The sequence below is a fragment of the Streptomyces rectiverticillatus genome, assembly GCF_013394065.1.
GTDB lineage: Bacteria > Actinomycetota > Actinomycetes > Streptomycetales > Streptomycetaceae > Streptomyces > Streptomyces rectiverticillatus.
The window spans coordinates 6,109,131-6,124,799 of record NZ_CP040752.1 but is presented as its reverse complement, the minus strand read 5'-3'; the positions used below and the strand labels follow the sequence as shown (position 1 = coordinate 6,124,799).

Sequence of the window (15,669 nt, the reverse complement as noted above, 5' to 3'; positions counted from 1 at the left end):
CCCGCGCCAGGGCCATACCTCCTCGCGGAGGGCGCTCACGGACGACGGCGGGCCCGCCACGCTCGGCACGGCACCGCCGGGACGCGCTGTCGCGGCTGATCGTCCTTGCGGCGGAAGGGATCTCGGGGCGCACCCCCGTAACGCCCGCCACTGCAGCTGCAGTCAGCTCACCCGTCGTCCACCGCATGGCGGGCCGGCGGGCTAATCCTGCTTCGCCGTCGCGTGGGTGAGTCCTCCGCGGGCGCGTGGGACGGTCCGGGTGCCGTCGGGGGTGCGGAGGCCGGCGCGGGGCGGGGCGAGGCGGCTGAGGGTGATCACGCCGGCTACGGCGACCGTGCCGGCCAGGGCGGCCAGGAGCCCGCCCGTCACGCCGTATCGAAACGTTTCCCCCAGCACCGCCGTCCCTACGGCAGCCGCGACCACGGGGTTCACGGTGGTCACCGTCGCCAGCGGCGCCGCCAGGCCCGCTCCGCGGTAGGAGGCCTGGGACAGGAGCATGCCGCCCGCGGCGAGGACGGCGGTGACCAGCGCCGTGAAGGCGAAGAAGTCCGTCTTGTGCGAGGTCCAGTCCTGCGCGGCGGCCTTGGTGAAGACGGAGGCCATACCGAAGGCGACGCCCGCGGCCGCGGCCAGCACCACTCCGCGGACGACGGCGCGCCGTGCCCAGCGCGCACCGAGCGCGAGGAGCACCGCCCCGGCGATCGCCACGGCGGCGAGGCCGGGCCGCTGGGCGGTGTCGAGACTCTCGGCGTGCGGCGGGCCGGTCAGGCTGAGGAGCCCGGCGAGCCCGGCGGTGGCCAGCAGGGCGCCGCGCCACCCCGCCGCGCCGACGGGTCTGCGGGCGGACACCGCCGCCATGGGCAGCGCGAAGACGATCGTGAGCGCCCCCAGGGGCTGCACCAGGCTCAGCGGTCCGTAGGCGAGCGCCACCACGTGCAGCCCCGCGCCGAGCGCGGTCAGGGCGACCGCGCCCCACCAGCCGGGCCGGCGCAGCGGCCCGCAGGGCCCGCCCGGCGTCGTGGCCGCGACGCGCTCCTGCACGACGGCCGCGGCCGCGTACGCCACTGCCGACACCAGGCAGAGCAGCACGGGAAGCAGGAGCGAGCTCACATCGCTCTCCGCCGTCGCCCGGACCGGCAGCGCTCCCTGTCCTTCATGCTCTCCATGCCTCCATGTCTCCACCATGCCTCGCGCCGCCGCTCGCGTCGTCGTCCCAGGGGACGGATCCGGCCGTCCTACCAGCGGAGTACGGGATGACCCTGAACGTAGTACGCGTCACCGGCACCACCAGCCGTCGCTCTGCGTAGTGCGGCTGCTCCGCCGGGTGTTACTCCCGCGGGAGTACCAACCCCCCTGTTGCACCCGGCGGATTAGCTTCCGCTTCGCTCTCCGGGCCGACGTGCCGGGCGCTTCGCGCCGGAATCCTGGGAGGGTCAGTGGATTTCGGCTCGGAGGAGGCGGCGGGACACATGGCTCCGGCGGCGGAAGCGCAGCGGAAGGAAGGCCGGCTGCGACCGGCACGCGAAGGGAGGTCGAGGCGCCGCGCCCTTCCGTGGGCGGTGATCGCCCTGTGGATCGTGGTGCTCGCGGTCACGGCGCCCTTCGCCGAGAAGCTCGGCGGCGCGGCGCGGGACCGGCCGGTGGACTACCTGCCGGCCAGCGCCGAGTCCACCAGGGTCGAGCACCTGCTGGAGAAGCTGCCGGGCGGCAACACCTCGGACGCGATCCTCGTGTACCACCGCGACGGCGGTCTCTCCGACGGCGACCGCAAGGCCGCGCAGGAGCAGATCAAGCGGATCGCGGGGCGTTACGAGCTGCGGGGCGGGGGCGAGCCGCCCACGGTGGTCTCCAAGGACGGCGCCACGTCGATGACGGCGCTGTCGGTGTCCGGGCTGGCGGACGCCGCCGCGCAGGGCAAGGCGGTCGACGGCATCCGGGACATCGTCAAGAAGGACAAGCCCGAGGGCCTGAAGGCCGAACTCGGGGGGCAGGTGGCCCTCGCCTCCGACCAGAACGAGGTCTTCCAGTCCATCGACGGCACCCTGCTGATCGGCACTGCGGGCGTCGTCGCCGTCCTGCTCATCCTGATCTACCGCAGCCCCTTCCTGTGGCTGGTGCCGCTGGGCGTGGTCGGCGTGGCGGCCTCGGCGGCCATGGCGGGCGTGTACGGGCTGATCAAGGCCTTCGATCTGACGGTGACGACGATGAGCACGTCGGTGATGACGGTGCTCATCTTCGGCGCGGGCACGGACTACGCGCTGCTGCTGGTGGCCCGCTACCGCGAGGAGCTGCGCCGCACCGAGCAGCCATACGACGCGATGCTGTCCGCGATCCGCGGCTGCGGGCCGGCCGTGCTCGCCTCGTCCGGAACGGTCGTCGCGGGCCTGATGTGCCTGATGGCGGCGGACCTCAACAGCAGCAGCGGCCTCGGGCCGGTCGGCGCGGTGGGCGTCTTCTGCGCGCTGGCGGCCATGCTGACACTGCTGCCCGCGGTGCTGGTCCTGCTGGGCCGCCGCGTCTTCTGGCCGATCGTGCCGGCCTACGGGTCGGAGGTCGTGCACCGGCGTTCGCTGTTCGCGGCGATGGGCAGCTCCGCGGGCCGCCGCCCGGGCCTGGTGCTGCTGTGCGGCGTCGCGGCGCTGGCCGCCCTGTCGGTCGGCGCGGTGAAGCTGCCGGGCACGCTGAAGCAGGAGGACGCCTTCCTCAAGAAGCCCGACTCGGTCGCCGCGATGCGCACGGTCGCCGAGGCCTTCCCCGACTCCAGCAGCCTGCCGATCACCGTGGTGACGCGTACCGGGCAGGCGGGCGAGGTGGAGAAGCGCATCAAGGCGACGAAGGGCGTCGCCACGGTGCAGCCGGGCCGCAGCGGCGGGGACCGCACCGAGCTGCAGGTGTTCTCCGTGGCCAAGCCCGAGTCGGACGGCGAGAAGAAGACCATCACCGCGCTGCGCGGTGCGGTGCACGACGTGCCGGGCGCGCAGGCGATCGTCGGCGGGCCCACCGCCCAGCAGATGGACCTCGCGACCACCAACGCCGACGACCGGGTCAAGGTGATCCCGCTGGTGCTGGTCGCGGTCCTGATCGTGCTGATCGCCCTGCTGCGCAGCCTCGTGGCGCCCCTGGTGCTCGTCCTCGCCGTGATCGCCTCCTGGGGCGCGGCGATGGGCCTCAGCGGCCTGGTCTTCGGCCCGGCCCTCGGCTACAAGGGCCTCGATCCGAGTCTGCCGCTGCTGACGTTCGTCTTCCTCATCGCGCTCGGCGTCGACTACGGCATCTTCCTGATGCACCGGGCCCGTGAGGAGCGGCTGAAGGGCGCGGACTCGTCCGAGGCGGCGCTCACCGCGCTGCGCACCACGGGCGGGGTCATCACTTCCGCGGGCATCGTGCTGGCGGCGACCTTCGCCGTGCTGGCGACGCTGCCGCTGGTGGCGCTGGTCGAGATGGGGTTCATCATCGCGGTCGGCGTGCTGCTGGACACCTTCCTGGTCCGTACCTATCTGGTCACCTCTGCAAGCCTGGTGCTGAAGAGGTGGATGTGGTGGCCCGGGAAGCTCTCCCGGGGTTCGATGGAAGCGTGATGCCGTCCCGGGAACCGGTTGCCCCTATGATCGCGCGTCTGCTGCTGCCGCGGCACGCGGCCGTACGACGCAGTGTCCTGCTGCAGGACTTCGGAATCGCGCTGGCGGTCCTCGCCGTGCAGAGCGTGCTCTTCGTGGTCACCACGCGGCGGTCACCGGACCTCCCGGGATGGGCGCTCCTCACCGGCGCCGCGCTCGTCCTGACGGCGCGGCGCCGGGCACCGTGGCTCACGGTGCTGGCCGTCGCCTGTATGAACGGCCCGTTCTACGCGCTGGGTTACCCCCGCACGGCGGTGCTGCCGGCGGGCCTGGTGGCCCTGTGCACGCTCGCCGTCGTCGGGCCGCCCAAGCGCAGCTTCCTCACCCTCGGCGGCATCTTCGGCGTGGCCACGGCCGTCCTGCTGGCGTTCGGCAAGGGGCACGAGATCGTGCCGACGCTGGTGAGCGCCGGCTGGATCGCCGACGTCGTCCTGATCGGCGAGGCGGTGCGCCTGCACCGCAATTACGTCGGGGCCATCATGGAGCGCGCGGAGCGCGCCGAAGCGATGCGCGAGCGCGAGGCGGCGCGCAGGGTCGCGGAGGAGCGGGTGCACATCGCGCGCGACCTCCACGACCTGCTGGCCCACAGCATCACCCTGATCGGGGTGCAGACGGCGGTCGCGGCCCACGTCCTGGTCGCCGACCCCGAGCGGCTCGACCGCGCGGCGCTCGCCAAGGCGCTGGACGGGATCGCCGACACGTGCCGGGACGCCCGGGCGGAGCTGCGCGCGACGCTGGAGGTGCTCCGCGGGAACGATTCCGCGGGCTACGGGCCCCTGCCGGGCCTGGACGGGCTGCCCGACCTGGCGCGGGCGGCGGAGGCGGCCGGGGCGCGGGTGAGCCTGCAGGTGCACATGGGGCCGGATCCGCAGGGCGGGACGGCGGGGAGCAACGGGGCGGGCCCCGGCAGCGCGGCGCATTCCACGGCCGATCCCGCGGCAACGGCCTTCCCCGCCCCGGCAGTCGGGGCCGCTGCGTACCGTATCGTGCAGGAAGCGCTCACCAACGCGGTCCGCCACGGCGGGCCCTCGGTCCGCGTCTGGGTGACGGTGGCGCGCGGCGAGGAGGACGGCGCCCTGCGGGTCACCGTGCTCGACGACGGTGGTTCGGGAGCTCCTGCGCGCGACCCGGTGCCGGGGAACGAGCCGAACGGCACCGGCGGTTACGGCATCGTCGGGATGCGCGAGCGGGCCCGCAGCGTCGGCGGCGGGCTGCAGGCCGGGCCGCGCGCCGGTGGCACCGGGTTCGCGGTCACCGCGGTCCTGCCGTCGGCCCCCGCTGACGGGACCGCCCTCCGGTGAGCGCGCCGTGAGACGCCGGCGAGCGCGTGCGTCCGTGCGTGCAGTGCCCGCATCAGTGAACGACCCGCGCCGCGGGGCGCGGTGCGGGTCCCCACCCCGAAGGATGACTCCGATGACATCAGCACCGACTCCGGCAGCACCGCCCTCCCCCGGGGGGAGGGACGGCCGATGAACGCGCAGCAGCCGATCCGGGTCCTGCTCGCCGACGACCAGCGGCTCGTCCGCTCCGCGTTCGCGATGCTGGTGGACACCGCCCCCGACATGGAGGTCGTGGGCGAGGCGGGCACGGGCCGGCAGGCCGTCGAGCTGGCCCGCACCGCCCGCGCGGACCTGGTGGTGATGGACATCCGGATGCCGGACCTGGACGGCATCGAGGCGACCCAGCGGATCGCGGCCGACGAGGACATGGCCGGCGTGAAAGTGCTCGTCCTGACGACGTACGACACCGACGAGTACGTCATCGACGCGTTGCGTGCCGGCGCCTCGGGCTTCCTGGTGAAGGACACGCGACCGGCGGCGCTGCTGGAGGCGATCCGGACCATCGCCGCCGGGGAGGCGCTGCTGTCGCCCGGGCCGACCTCGCGTCTGATCGCCCGGGTGCTGCGGGCGCCGAGGGCGGACATCCCGGCCGGCTTCGTGACCAACGGCCTGGCGGTGCTCTCGGTCCGCGAGCGCCAGGTGCTGACCCTGGTGGCCAGGGGTCTGAACAACGCCGAGGTGGGCGATGTGCTCGGGCTCAGCCCGCTCACCGCCAAGACCCATGTCAGCCGGATCATGGGCAAGTTGTGCGCCCGCGACCGGGTCCAGCTGGTCATCGCCGCGTACGAGGCGGGGCTGGTGACGCCGGGCGCCGTGCCGGGGGTACCGCCCGCCGGTGGCGGCGGGGGCGGCGCGTACTCTTCCTGAAGCCCCCCTGAAGAGAACGGACGCCGTCCCTACGCCACGGGGCGGAACGGCGCGGGCGGCCCGCGTCATCCGTTGTGTTGACGCCGTGTTGAGCCGGGCGCGCACGCGGCTCAATGAACGTTCGAGGCGCCCGCCCGGCTCCGCCATCCGTTGAGGGCGGAAAGGGGCCGGGGGATGGATGACGCCGGTTGTTCCACGTTGCAAGGATTGGGCGCCGAAAGGGGGTAAAGGCTGTCCAAGCTCCTGTTCTGATCTCCGGCGGAAACCGCTGTGGGGGGAAATTCGTGCAAATTGAAATACTCGGTCCGGTGCGCGTCAGCGTTGCGGAGAGGAGCAGCGACATTCGGGCCAGCAAGGTCCGTTCCATGCTCGCCACCCTCGCCCTCCGGGCGGGTCGGGCGGTGTCGCACATGGAGCTCGTCGACGAGCTGTGGTGCGGTTCCACCCTCGGCAATCCCCGCAACGCCCTGCAGGCCCAGGCCACCAGGGTGCGCAAAGTACTCGAGGCACACACTCCGATGCACCGTACGACCGTCCTGCGCGCCGTCCCGAACGGCTATCTGCTGGACGTGCCCGCGGAGTGCGTCGACGCCAACAGATTTCTCGATCTCGCCTCCCGCGGCGGAGCCGCGCTGACCACCGACCCCGAGCAGGCGGCGAGGCTGCTGGAAACCGGTCTGCGGCTGTGGCGCGGCCCGGCCCTGTTCGACGCCGGGGAGGGACTGCGGTGCGCGAGCGCCGCGACCCTCTTCGAGGAGCGCCGGCTGACCGCCTGGGAGGACCTGGTGAGCGCCCGTCTGGTGCTCGGCCACAACACCCAGGTGATCGCCGAGCTGCAGCAGCTCGTCGCGCAGCACCCGCTGCACGAGCGGTTCTGCGAGCTGCTGATGCTGGCGCTGTACCGGTCCGGGCGGCAGAGCGAGGCACTGGAGCGCTTCCGCCTGACCCGCAAGCGGCTGGACGAGCAGCTGGGCATCCAGCCGGGCGCCGGGCTGCAGCGCCGCCACGCCGAGATCCTCGCCCAGGATCCGGCGCTGGCACAGCCGGGCGCGCTGTGGAACGGGCGGCGCGAGCCGGTCGCGACCAGCGCGTAGCGCCCTGCGGGCGGGCTTGATCGCATCGCACGGTGCCGCACGGCGCCGCACGGTCCGGCACCGCAGGAATCCGCCGTCGTGGTCACTCCCCCGGCTACCGCCGGGAGGTGCCCCCAGCCGCGGCGGAGGGATGTCGCCGGGCACCGATCCCCCTTCGTCCGTCCGCCGCTTCCGGCCGACTGAGACATGCCGACCGAGACATCTGGAGCCACCCGGACATGCACACAGAGCTCGATGGACACCAGAACGAACCCGTCGCGATCGTCGGCATCGCGGCGCTCTACCCCGGCATCCGGGGAGCCGACGCGTACTGGAGGGCCCTGACCGAGCCCCCGCCGCCGCCCGGCGCCGGCCCGGCGCCGTCGCTCGCCGGCATCGAGGTCGACGTCGCGCGGTTCGGCATACCGCCCGCGCAGGCCGGGGCGCTCACGCGCATGCAGCTGCTGATGCTGGAGGCGGCCCGCGAGTGCCTGGAGGACGCCAAGGCCGGTGACCGGACGCTGCAGGCCGAGCGCACGGACGTGGTGGCCGGGGTGTGTTCCGGCCTGGACCGGCAGTACGCCAACGCGCTGCGCGTCGAGGGCAGCCGGTACGCCCGGGAGCTGGAACGGGCGGTGTCCGCACCGGAGTTCGGCGGCTCGGCCCGTACGGCCGCGGAGGCGGCCGACGAGCTGCGCACCGCCCTGGTGCGGCGCCTGGGCGCCTCGCCGCACGACCGGGTCGGGGAGATGGCGAGCACCATCCCCGCCCGGATCGCGAGCGCGTTCAAGCTCCGGGGCCGCACCCTGGCCCTGGAGTCGGCCGACGCGACGTCGTTCCTGGCGATCGCGCACGCCCTCGACAGCCTGCGCGGCGGGCTGTCGGAGGCCGTGCTGGTGGTGACCGGCCAACGCGAGGAGGGCCCGTACCTGCGGGCGGCGCTCGCGGCCAAGGGCCTCGTCGCGCAGAGCACCCGGCCCTTCGCCGCGGACGGCGACGGCTTCACCGCGGACGGCGACGGCTTCGCGCTCGGCGAGGGCGTGGGCGCGCTGCTGCTCAAACGGCTGTCGTCCGCGGTCCGCGACGGGGACCGTATCTACGCGACGGTCCGCGGGTGCGCGGTGCACCACCAGGGGCGTCCGGGCGTGTTCCGCTACTCCACGTCCGTGGAGCGGCGCGCGGAGACGGCCCGGGCCGCCCTCCGGGAGTGCGGCGTCTCCCCGGGCACGGTCGGCTACGTGGAGTGCGGCGCCTCCGGCGAGCCGCGCGAGACGGCCGCCGAACTCGCCGCGCTGGCCGCGGTGTTCGCGGACGCGGAGCCCGGCTCCGTGGTGGTGGGCAGCGTACGCGACCGGCTGGGGCACACTTTCGCCAACGCAGGTCTGGCCGGCGTCACCAAGGCGGCGCTGGCGCTGTACCACCAGCGGCTCCCGGCCAGGCTTCCGCAAACGCCCGGGGCGGCGCAGGAGCCCGGGGTGGCGCAGGAGCCCGGGGTGGCGCAGGACCTCTCCGCCGCCCCCTTCCGCACGCCGGCGGAGCCGCAGAAGTGGGCCCCGGCACCGGGCGGCGAACCGCGCCGCGCCTCCGTCAGCGGCGCCTCGCTGACGGGCACGCTCTGCCACCTGGTCCTGGAGGAGCACGGGACGGCCGGCGCCGCGCCCGGCCCGCCCCGGCCGCGCACCGCGCGCGCCTCCGCCGCGCCGGAGCCCGTCGCGGTGGTGGGCTTCGGGGGCCGCTTCGGCGACGCTCCCGACGCCGACGCCTTCTGGGCCGCCATGCTCTGCGGGCAGGACCGCATCGGGCCGCTGCCGGAGTCCCTGCTCGACCGGGAGCTCTACCACCGGCCGGGCAAACTGAGCCTGACCCACAGCTACACCGACCTGGGCTCCCCGGTGGAAGTGCCCACGGCGCCCCCGGAGGGGCTGCGCATCCCCCCGCACCGCTACGCGGTCATGGACGCCGCGCAGCGGGTGGCCCTGTGCGTGGCCGGCGAGCTCCTCGCCCGGCGCGGGCGGGCGGCCGCGCGGCCGGCCGGCCGGGGCCTGGTCGCGATGGGCACCAGCCTGAGCCTGTCCCGGGAGCGGCGCACGGCGGCCGGCCTGGCCCTGGGCGAGGTCGAGGCGGCCGTCGGCGAGCTCGCGGCGCTCGGGCACCTGGACGCGACCGGGGTGGCCACCCTGCTCGACCTGGTCCGCGAGCGGTACGCCGCGGACCCGGCCCCGGGCGGGCCGGAGGACCTCGACGGCTCCCTCGCCGGGGGCGTCGCCGCGGTGATCGCCAACGAGTACGGCCTGGACGCCGTGCCGCTGGGGGTCGAGGCGGCGTGCGCGTCCTCGCTCGCGGCGCTGGACGTGGCGGTGGGCCGGCTGCGCTCCGGCAGCGTGGACTACGCGCTGGCGGGCGGCGTCGAACTGCCCTGCAACGCCCGTGACATGGTGCTGTGCTCGGCCCTGGGGCTGCTCTCGCACGAGCGCATCACCCCCTTCGACACCGCGGCCGACGGCTTCACCCCGGGGGACGGCTGCGCGCTCTTCCTGCTCAAGCGCTACGCGGACGCGCGGCGCGACGGGGACGCGATCCACGGGCTGCTGCGCGGGATCGGGGCGTCCAACGACGCGAAGTCCCTGATCGCACCGGACGTGGACGGCCAGGTGCGGGCCATGCGCCAGGCCTTCGGACAGGCGGGCTTCGACCCGGCGGACGTCGGCTACCTGGAGGCGCACGGCACCGGCACCCGGGTCGGCGACCGGGTCGAGATCGCCGCGGCGGCGCGGGTGTACGCGAGCCCGCACCGGCGGCGCCCGCTGGAGATCGGCTCCGCCAAGTCGTTCTTCGGCCACACCTTCGCGGCCGCCGGCGGCGCCGGGCTGCTGCGGGCGCTCTACGCCCTGCGCACCGGCGTGCTGCCGGCCAACGCGGGCCTGACCACCGTCAACCCGGAGCTCGACCTGGACCGCATCCCCGCGCGCGTCTCCACCGGGACGGCGCCCTGGGAGTCCGCCCCCGGCCGGCCGCGCCGGGCGGGCGTGAGCTCCTTCGGCACCGGCGGCATCAACTATCACGTGCTGATCGAGGAACACCTGGACGGGCCACGATGAACTTCGACTTCGACACCGAGACCGCGGAGATGCGCGACATGGTCGTGCGCTTCGCCAGGCGCGACCTCTGCGACGGCACGGCGGCGCACGACCCGCAGGAGTTCCGGCGCCGCTGGCGGCTCGCGGGGAAGCAGGGCATCGTGGGCGCGAGCGTGCCCGCCGCGTACGGCGGCAGCGGCCTCGACGCCGTCACCACCGCGGCCCTGATGGAGGCCCTCGGCTACGGCTGCGCCGACCAGGGCTTCGCGTTCTCCGTCGCCGCGCACCTGTTCGCCGCCGTCATGCCGGTCACCGAGTTCGGCACCGAGGAGCAGAAGCAGCGCTGGCTGCCGCCGCTCGCCTCGGGCGAGGCGATCGCGGCGCACGCCATCACCGAGCCGCACGCCGGGTCGGACGCCCTGAACCTGCAGACGCGCGCCGTGCGGAAGGGCGACGCGTACGTGATCAACGGCAGCAAGTGCTTCACCACCAACTCCCCCGTCGCCGACGTGTTCGTCCTGCAGGCGGCGACGTCGCCCGGCGGCGGCTTCTTCGGCCTCACCACCTTCGTCGTGGAGGCGGACACGCCCGGCCTGACCGTGGGCCCGCGCTACGACAAGGTCGGCCTGCGGGGCTCGCCGATGGCCGACGTGCACCTCGCGGACTGCGTGGTGCCGGCGGCGAACGTGCTCGGCGAGGAGGGTGCCGGGGCGAGCATCTTCTCGTCCTCGATGAAGTGGGAGCGCACCTGCCTGTTCGCCACCTACGTCGGGGCGATGCAGCGCGTGCTGGAGTCGACGGTGGACTACGCCCGGGAGCGGGAGCAGTTCGGCTCGGCCATCGGCGGCTTCCAGGCCGTCAGCCACCGCCTCGTCGACATGACGATCCGCCTGGAGTCGGCCAGGCTGCTGCTGTACAAGGCCGCGTGCGGGCTGGCCGCGGGCAGCGACGACGAGGTCGCTCCCGCCCTGGCCAAGGTCGCGGTGAGCGAGGCGGCGGTGCAGCTCGGGCTGGACGCCGTGCAGTTGCGCGGGGCCCTCGGGATCCTCGGCGGCGAGGCTGAGACGTTCCTGCGGGATGCTCTGCCCTCCCGCATCTTCTCCGGCACGAACGAGATCCAGAAGAACAATGCGGCCCGGGCGCTGGGCCTGGGCGGACGCCGTTCCCGAAAGCGCCGTTGATGATGTACCGGCCACCGATACCGAGCCGGCTTCCCGTAATGAACCGCAAGAGAATCCAGAGGGGATTTCCGGCGTCGTGGACATGATTGTGCACCGAATTCGGCTCCGCCCGAACGTCACTCCCGCCCGTTTCGAAACCTGGGTCAAGGAAACGGACTACGCCACCTGCCCGGAACTTCCGAGCGTGCTGTCATTCAGCGTGCAACGGGTATCCGCGGACCCGGCGGCTCCCGTTCACTTCTTCGAAGTCATCGGGGTGAGCAGCCGGGCCGATTTCGAACGGGACACGACAAGTGACGCCTTCGGCCGGCTGGTCGCCGATTTCGAGGGAATGGCCGAGGTCGTGGATGAAATCAGCGGAGCCCGTGTGGAGCCCGGATACCGGGCCGGGGCGGGCTGACGGGCTCCGCGCGGCGGCCTTCAGAGGCGGCCCTGCGCCTGCCGTTCCATGGCGTCGATCAGCCCCGTCTCGTAGGCGATGGCCACCGCGCGGGCGCGGGTCCCCGCGTCCAGCTTGCGCAGGACGTGGTGGACGTGGGAGCGGACCGTCGTGTTGGAGATGGAGAGCTTCTCGGCGATCTCCGCATTGGACCGGCCCTGCGCGAGCAGCAGCATCACCTCGGCCTCGCGCGGGGTCAGGGCACCGGCCGCCGGCGGTGCGGGGGCCGGGGGCTGCTCGGTGCGGAGCTGCTCGAGGGCCTTGCGGGCGGTCAGCGGGGCGACCATGGCGTCGACCTCGATGACCGTCTTGATCATGCGGATCAGCTCCTCGGGCGGGTCCTCCAGGGAGAGCACGGCCCGCACGCCGATCCGCAGGGCCTCGAAGGCCCTCGGGGTCGTGTCGGGCCGGGCGAGGAGGATGACCTTGGCCATCCGGGAGAGTTCGGCGAGTTCACTGGTGTCGTCGATACTCAGTGCCGGGGCCACGATGACAATGGCATCCGGAGTCATCTCCTTGGCGGCCGCCACCGTGCTGCGCACGGACGTTTTCGTGTGTGCATCCAGGCCGTGCTGGCCCAGCAGTGCCTGCATACCCGCGCCTAGGATGAGCTTGTCGCAGCACAGCAGTATGCGCATACTCATCGAGCCTGCTTCCAGTTAACGGAACGGTTCCGAACGGAGTCACTTCGGGGAGCAGGCGCTATTGTGGCCGACGGGGTTGTGGGGGTGAAGACCGCCCAAGTCCCCCCGCCGGCGGTTCGATGGCTCAATGACGTCATCTCCGTGGCCACGGCATCCCCCTGAACGTCTCACCTGACTGTACGCCAGCGGCAACTGACGGCCGGGCGTCCCGACAGGTTTTGGCGGGAAATATGTCACGGTAAAGGCGGCGGCAACGAGCAGTATCCCCGACCGCGCGGCGTACGGGTTCCGGGCCTGGCCGGAATGTTCCGCTGCTTTTGCGGCGGGCCGGCGGACGGACCGGCCGGCCCGGATCGCCCCCTTCTGCGCTGCGTGGTCCGTAGTGTGCAGCAGGCCTTTCAGACCGTGCGGTGATCCGCCGCTCCGGCGCTCCGGGGCGCCGGAGGGAAGGCCGTACGGGGCCGGCCGACACGGCTGACGAAGAAGAGCCTCCCGGAAAGGCCCAGTTGCTCCTGGAGCATCGCCCGCAGGGGGTCGTGCTGCATGACGACGCTCAGGGGGTGCAGGGCCAGCCCCGCGGTGGCCGCGTGCAGCCAGTAGTCGGCGATGCGCGCGCCGCCCCGGAAGGCGTCGGCCACCCCGGGGGCTTCCTCCGCGAAGTTCATCAGCACGACGGCGGGAGTGCGGCGGATCTCGGCGGCCAGGCCTGCGGCGAGCGACCGGTCATAACCGAAGCGGCACAGGAATTTCATCACCGGCGGGGACAGGGCGATCCGCTTCGCGAGCCGCTGCCGGGCCGACATTGGCCCGAAAAGCTGGGTCACGGGGAAGCCGTCGCCGTAGGCGCGCACCGCCGCCGGGCTCCAACGGATGTACGAGTGGGTTTCCCGCCACGCCGCCGGGTGGCTGAAATCGATGCCTCCGTGGCGGGCGAGGAAGCCCGCGAAGACATCACGCTCGTGACGTCCCGTCAGGTGGCGGATCTCCGTCGCGGGTCCCCCGGTGGGCGGGTGGCGCGCGAGGTCGCCGAGCAGCTGCGGGGCCAGGGGCCGCTCGTCGTACGGGCCGCGGTTGGTGTGCCGGGCGCGGGCCGCGTCCGACAGGGCGGTCAGGCTCTCGGCGGCCTCCCCGGTCCGGCGCAGCGCCGCCGTCCACAGCAGCGACCAGTCCCGGGGCCACGGGCCGCCGGGCAGCCGGGAGTCGGCGCCGGGCCCGCCTCCCCCGTCGCCCCCGCTCTCGTGCGCCCGTTCCCGCACCAGCGCCCAGCCCTGGGCGGCCAGCGCCCGGGAGAGCATCCGCCAGTAGGCGGCACAGCTCAGCCGCATCTCCAGCAGGTGGGCGGGCAGGGCCGTGAGGCTGCGCCGGCGGTCGACGGCGAGGGCGAGGTACACGTGGGTGCCGTCGTCCGGGCAGCCGAGCAGGTCGGCCGCGGCCCGGCGCGCCGGCCTGCTCTCCAGCCGGGCGAGCGCCCAGGGCTGGCAGTTGTGCGAGGAGGGGCTGAGGGCGGCGATGCCGGTGGCGTGCCGCAGGGCCTCGGGGAAGGGTGCGCCGAGGCCGGGGGCGCGCGAAGAGGTCGGTGTCATGGGTCCGTTCATCACGTCCATACCAGGGCGAGGAAGTAGCCGTCGATCCGCCGGGCCCAGCTGTGCAGGCGGCCGTCGCCCGCCGAGGGGGCGTGGCGCAGGAGGTCGGGCCCGGGACGCCACGTGTAGGTGTGGTCGTCGCGCCAGGCGTGCAGGGCGACCTCGCGCGGGTCGATGCGCAGGCCGAAGCCGAAGTGCTTGAGGACGGCCTCCTTGCAGGCCCAGCGCAACGGCAGGGGCATGGCGGCGAGGCGGCGGCGGTCGGGGTCGGCGCAGGCCGCGGCCCGGTCGTCGCCGGCGGTCAGGAGCGAGGTGAGCATCGGCGGCATGCGGCGCTCGTGCTCCAGGTCGACGCCGACGGGGCGCGGCCCGCACACGGCGATGGCGAAGTCGCCGGAGTGGGACAGGCCTACGTCGACGGGGGCGTTGACGACGGGTTTTCCGGCCCGCAGCCCGTGGGCGACGGCGCCGACCCGGATGTCGCGGGTGCGCCCGGCCCGGCCCCAGTGCCGCCTGCCGTGGGCGAGGACGCCGTGCTTGACGGCGAGGCGGCCGGCGAGCCACTCGTAGCGCCGCTTGGGCACGCGCAGGCCCGCCGCGTGGGCGGCCTCGTCGTCGGTCAGGTGGCGGGCCTCCAGCGCGGCACGGACGGCATCGCCCTGGGCGCGCAGCCAGGCGATGGACACGACGGCGGCGGTGAGCTGCTCGGCCGGCCGGGCCAGGTGCAGCGGGCGCGCGGGGTCGAGGGCCAGGGTCTCCTCGGCGAGGCCGCCCGCGTGGGGCTGCCGGGGCGCGGCGAGGGTGTCAGCGCTCGACATCGGGCGGCAGCAGGAAGGGGTAGGGGCGGTGGCGCACCTTGAGGTGCCAGGCGCGGTCGGCCTTGCGCAGCCGCTGGATGAGCTCCCACATCGAAGCGTCGCCCTTGTAGTACTTGGCGACCTCCTCGGCGGTGAGGGCGGGCGTGATACGGGCGTTGGCCTGTTCGAGGAAGCCGGGGATCAGGTCGGCCAGCTTCTCCTTGTGGAGGTTGCCGAGGAAGTCGAGGACGACACCGCGCGGTGTGTAGAACTTGTCGAAGATGGACTTGGCCATCGCGATGCGGACGGGGTCGCGCAGGATCCGGGGCAGCGAGGTGAAGAAGAGCCGGACGTCGAGGCGTTCGCGGCCGCGGGCGTCGCGCATGAGGGGCGAGGTGACGTCGAGGTAGACGAGTTCGCCGTCGAGGTCGATCCAGTTGGACGCCTGGGCGTCGAGGCCGAGGATCGGGGTGACGCAGCCGTGCACGCGGTCGAGGAAGCGGGCGAAGAAGTCCTCGGCCCAGGCGTCGCCCTCGCTGTGCAGCAGGCCGGGGACGAGCCGTTTGACGGGCAGGGTCTGCTGGACGCAGTAGCCGACGATCCTGCCCGAGGGCAGCTCGGTGTGCCACAGCCGGGTCTCGGCGACGTGGATGCCGGCCGCGCGCAGGCGCTCGATGTACCGGTCGAGGGTGCGCCCGTAGGCCTCGAAGCGCTTGCGGCCGTCGAAGACGGGCAGCCGCTTGCAGGCGAAGGCGCCGCGTTCGCTCTCCAGGGCGAGGACGAGGGTGACCTCGCCGTAGCCGAGGACGGTCAGCCCGCGGGGGTCGCCTGCGGCGAGCGCGTGCTGGACCTGCTGTTCGAGTTCCCGGAGGTCGTCCTCCGGGACGGTGAACGTCATGGACGCGCCTGCCTTCCGTTTCGGGGTGTGTCGGTTGCGGTGGATGCCGATTCCGCCGGACCCTCGCCGCGGGGGTTGCTCACCGTGGCGGCGGGCACTTCTCCTGTGCCGAAGCCGGCGGACTCTTCTCCCGCCGCGACGGCGACGTGCAAC

12 protein-coding genes are annotated in these 15,669 nt (G+C 73.7%); 7 read left to right on the top strand and 5 right to left on the bottom strand.

The window, feature by feature from the left end; translation table 11 throughout:
- Nucleotides 1–201 precede the first annotated feature (201 nt).
- The gene (locus tag FGW37_RS26630) at nt 202–1,110 is read right to left on the bottom strand and encodes a DMT family transporter (RefSeq protein WP_179083362.1); all 909 of its coding nucleotides are present in this window, start codon (nt 1,108–1,110) and stop codon (nt 202–204) included.
- A gap of 359 nt (nt 1,111–1,469) precedes the next feature.
- Between FGW37_RS26630 and FGW37_RS26625 the strand changes: the two genes are divergently transcribed.
- The 7 genes from FGW37_RS26625 (at nt 1,470) to FGW37_RS26595 (ending at nt 11,555) form a co-directional block, all read left to right on the top strand.
- Complete coding sequence (locus FGW37_RS26625) at nt 1,470–3,578, top strand: MMPL family transporter (RefSeq protein WP_179083361.1); 2,109 nt, start codon at nt 1,470–1,472, stop codon at nt 3,576–3,578.
- A gap of 26 nt (nt 3,579–3,604) precedes the next feature.
- Complete coding sequence (locus FGW37_RS26620) at nt 3,605–4,918, top strand: sensor histidine kinase (protein WP_179083360.1); 1,314 nt, start codon at nt 3,605–3,607, stop codon at nt 4,916–4,918.
- A gap of 168 nt (nt 4,919–5,086) precedes the next feature.
- Complete coding sequence (locus FGW37_RS26615) at nt 5,087–5,824, top strand: response regulator (RefSeq protein WP_179083359.1); 738 nt, start codon at nt 5,087–5,089, stop codon at nt 5,822–5,824.
- A gap of 308 nt (nt 5,825–6,132) precedes the next feature.
- A complete protein-coding gene (locus FGW37_RS26610) occupies nt 6,133–6,918 on the top strand; it encodes an AfsR/SARP family transcriptional regulator (protein ID WP_246430579.1) in 786 nt (261 codons plus the stop codon).
- A 218-nt stretch (nt 6,919–7,136) separates the two neighbouring features.
- A complete protein-coding gene (locus FGW37_RS26605) occupies nt 7,137–9,995 on the top strand; it encodes a beta-ketoacyl [acyl carrier protein] synthase domain-containing protein (RefSeq protein WP_179083358.1) in 2,859 nt (952 codons plus the stop codon).
- On the top strand, nt 9,992–11,155 hold the full coding sequence (redW, locus tag FGW37_RS26600; RefSeq protein WP_179083357.1) for an L-prolyl-[peptidyl-carrier protein] dehydrogenase: 1,164 nt from the start codon (nt 9,992–9,994) through the stop codon (nt 11,153–11,155). The genes FGW37_RS26605 and redW overlap by 4 nt, the downstream gene beginning before the upstream one ends.
- Nucleotides 11,156–11,237: 82 nt before the next feature.
- Nucleotides 11,238–11,555, top strand: a complete 318-nt coding sequence (locus FGW37_RS26595) for a RedY protein (RefSeq protein ID WP_343067227.1) — start codon at nt 11,238–11,240, stop codon at nt 11,553–11,555.
- Nucleotides 11,556–11,575: 20 nt separating this feature from the next.
- On the opposite strand, the gene FGW37_RS26590 is transcribed toward FGW37_RS26595, so the two are convergent.
- From FGW37_RS26590 to FGW37_RS26575, 4 genes are all read right to left on the bottom strand, one after another.
- Entirely contained in the window at nt 11,576–12,238 is a 663-nt protein-coding gene (locus tag FGW37_RS26590) for a response regulator transcription factor (protein WP_179083355.1), read from the bottom strand.
- A gap of 398 nt (nt 12,239–12,636) precedes the next feature.
- Complete coding sequence (locus FGW37_RS26585; protein WP_179083354.1) at nt 12,637–13,821, bottom strand: nitroreductase family protein; 1,185 nt, start codon at nt 13,819–13,821, stop codon at nt 12,637–12,639.
- Nucleotides 13,822–13,832: 11 nt separating this feature from the next.
- Nucleotides 13,833–14,639 carry a 4'-phosphopantetheinyl transferase family protein gene (locus tag FGW37_RS26580; RefSeq protein ID WP_179083353.1) on the bottom strand — a complete coding sequence of 269 codons (807 nt, stop codon included), beginning with the start codon at nt 14,637–14,639 and terminating at the stop codon, nt 13,833–13,835.
- Nucleotides 14,626–15,516, bottom strand: a complete 891-nt coding sequence (locus FGW37_RS26575; protein ID WP_179083352.1) for a DUF6206 family protein — start codon at nt 15,514–15,516, stop codon at nt 14,626–14,628. The genes FGW37_RS26580 and FGW37_RS26575 overlap by 14 nt, the downstream gene beginning before the upstream one ends.
- Between the last annotated feature and the right edge of the window lie 153 nt (nt 15,517–15,669).

Coding starts and splice junctions, on each gene's coding strand:
- FGW37_RS26625 (WP_179083361.1), top strand. CDS start 1,470: ATGGCTCCGGCGGCGGAAGCGCAGCGGAAGGAAGGCCGGCTGCGACCG.
- redW (WP_179083357.1), top strand. CDS start 9,992: ATGAACTTCGACTTCGACACCGAGACCGCGGAGATGCGCGACATGGTC.
- FGW37_RS26605 (WP_179083358.1), top strand. CDS start 7,137: ATGCACACAGAGCTCGATGGACACCAGAACGAACCCGTCGCGATCGTC.
- FGW37_RS26575 (WP_179083352.1), bottom strand. CDS start 15,516: ATGACGTTCACCGTCCCGGAGGACGACCTCCGGGAACTCGAACAGCAG.
- FGW37_RS26590 (WP_179083355.1), bottom strand. CDS start 12,238: ATGAGTATGCGCATACTGCTGTGCTGCGACAAGCTCATCCTAGGCGCG.
- FGW37_RS26580 (WP_179083353.1), bottom strand. CDS start 14,639: ATGTCGAGCGCTGACACCCTCGCCGCGCCCCGGCAGCCCCACGCGGGC.
- FGW37_RS26585 (WP_179083354.1), bottom strand. CDS start 13,821: ATGACACCGACCTCTTCGCGCGCCCCCGGCCTCGGCGCACCCTTCCCC.
- FGW37_RS26620 (WP_179083360.1), top strand. CDS start 3,605: ATGATCGCGCGTCTGCTGCTGCCGCGGCACGCGGCCGTACGACGCAGT.
- FGW37_RS26615 (WP_179083359.1), top strand. CDS start 5,087: ATGAACGCGCAGCAGCCGATCCGGGTCCTGCTCGCCGACGACCAGCGG.
- FGW37_RS26595 (WP_343067227.1), top strand. CDS start 11,238: ATGATTGTGCACCGAATTCGGCTCCGCCCGAACGTCACTCCCGCCCGT.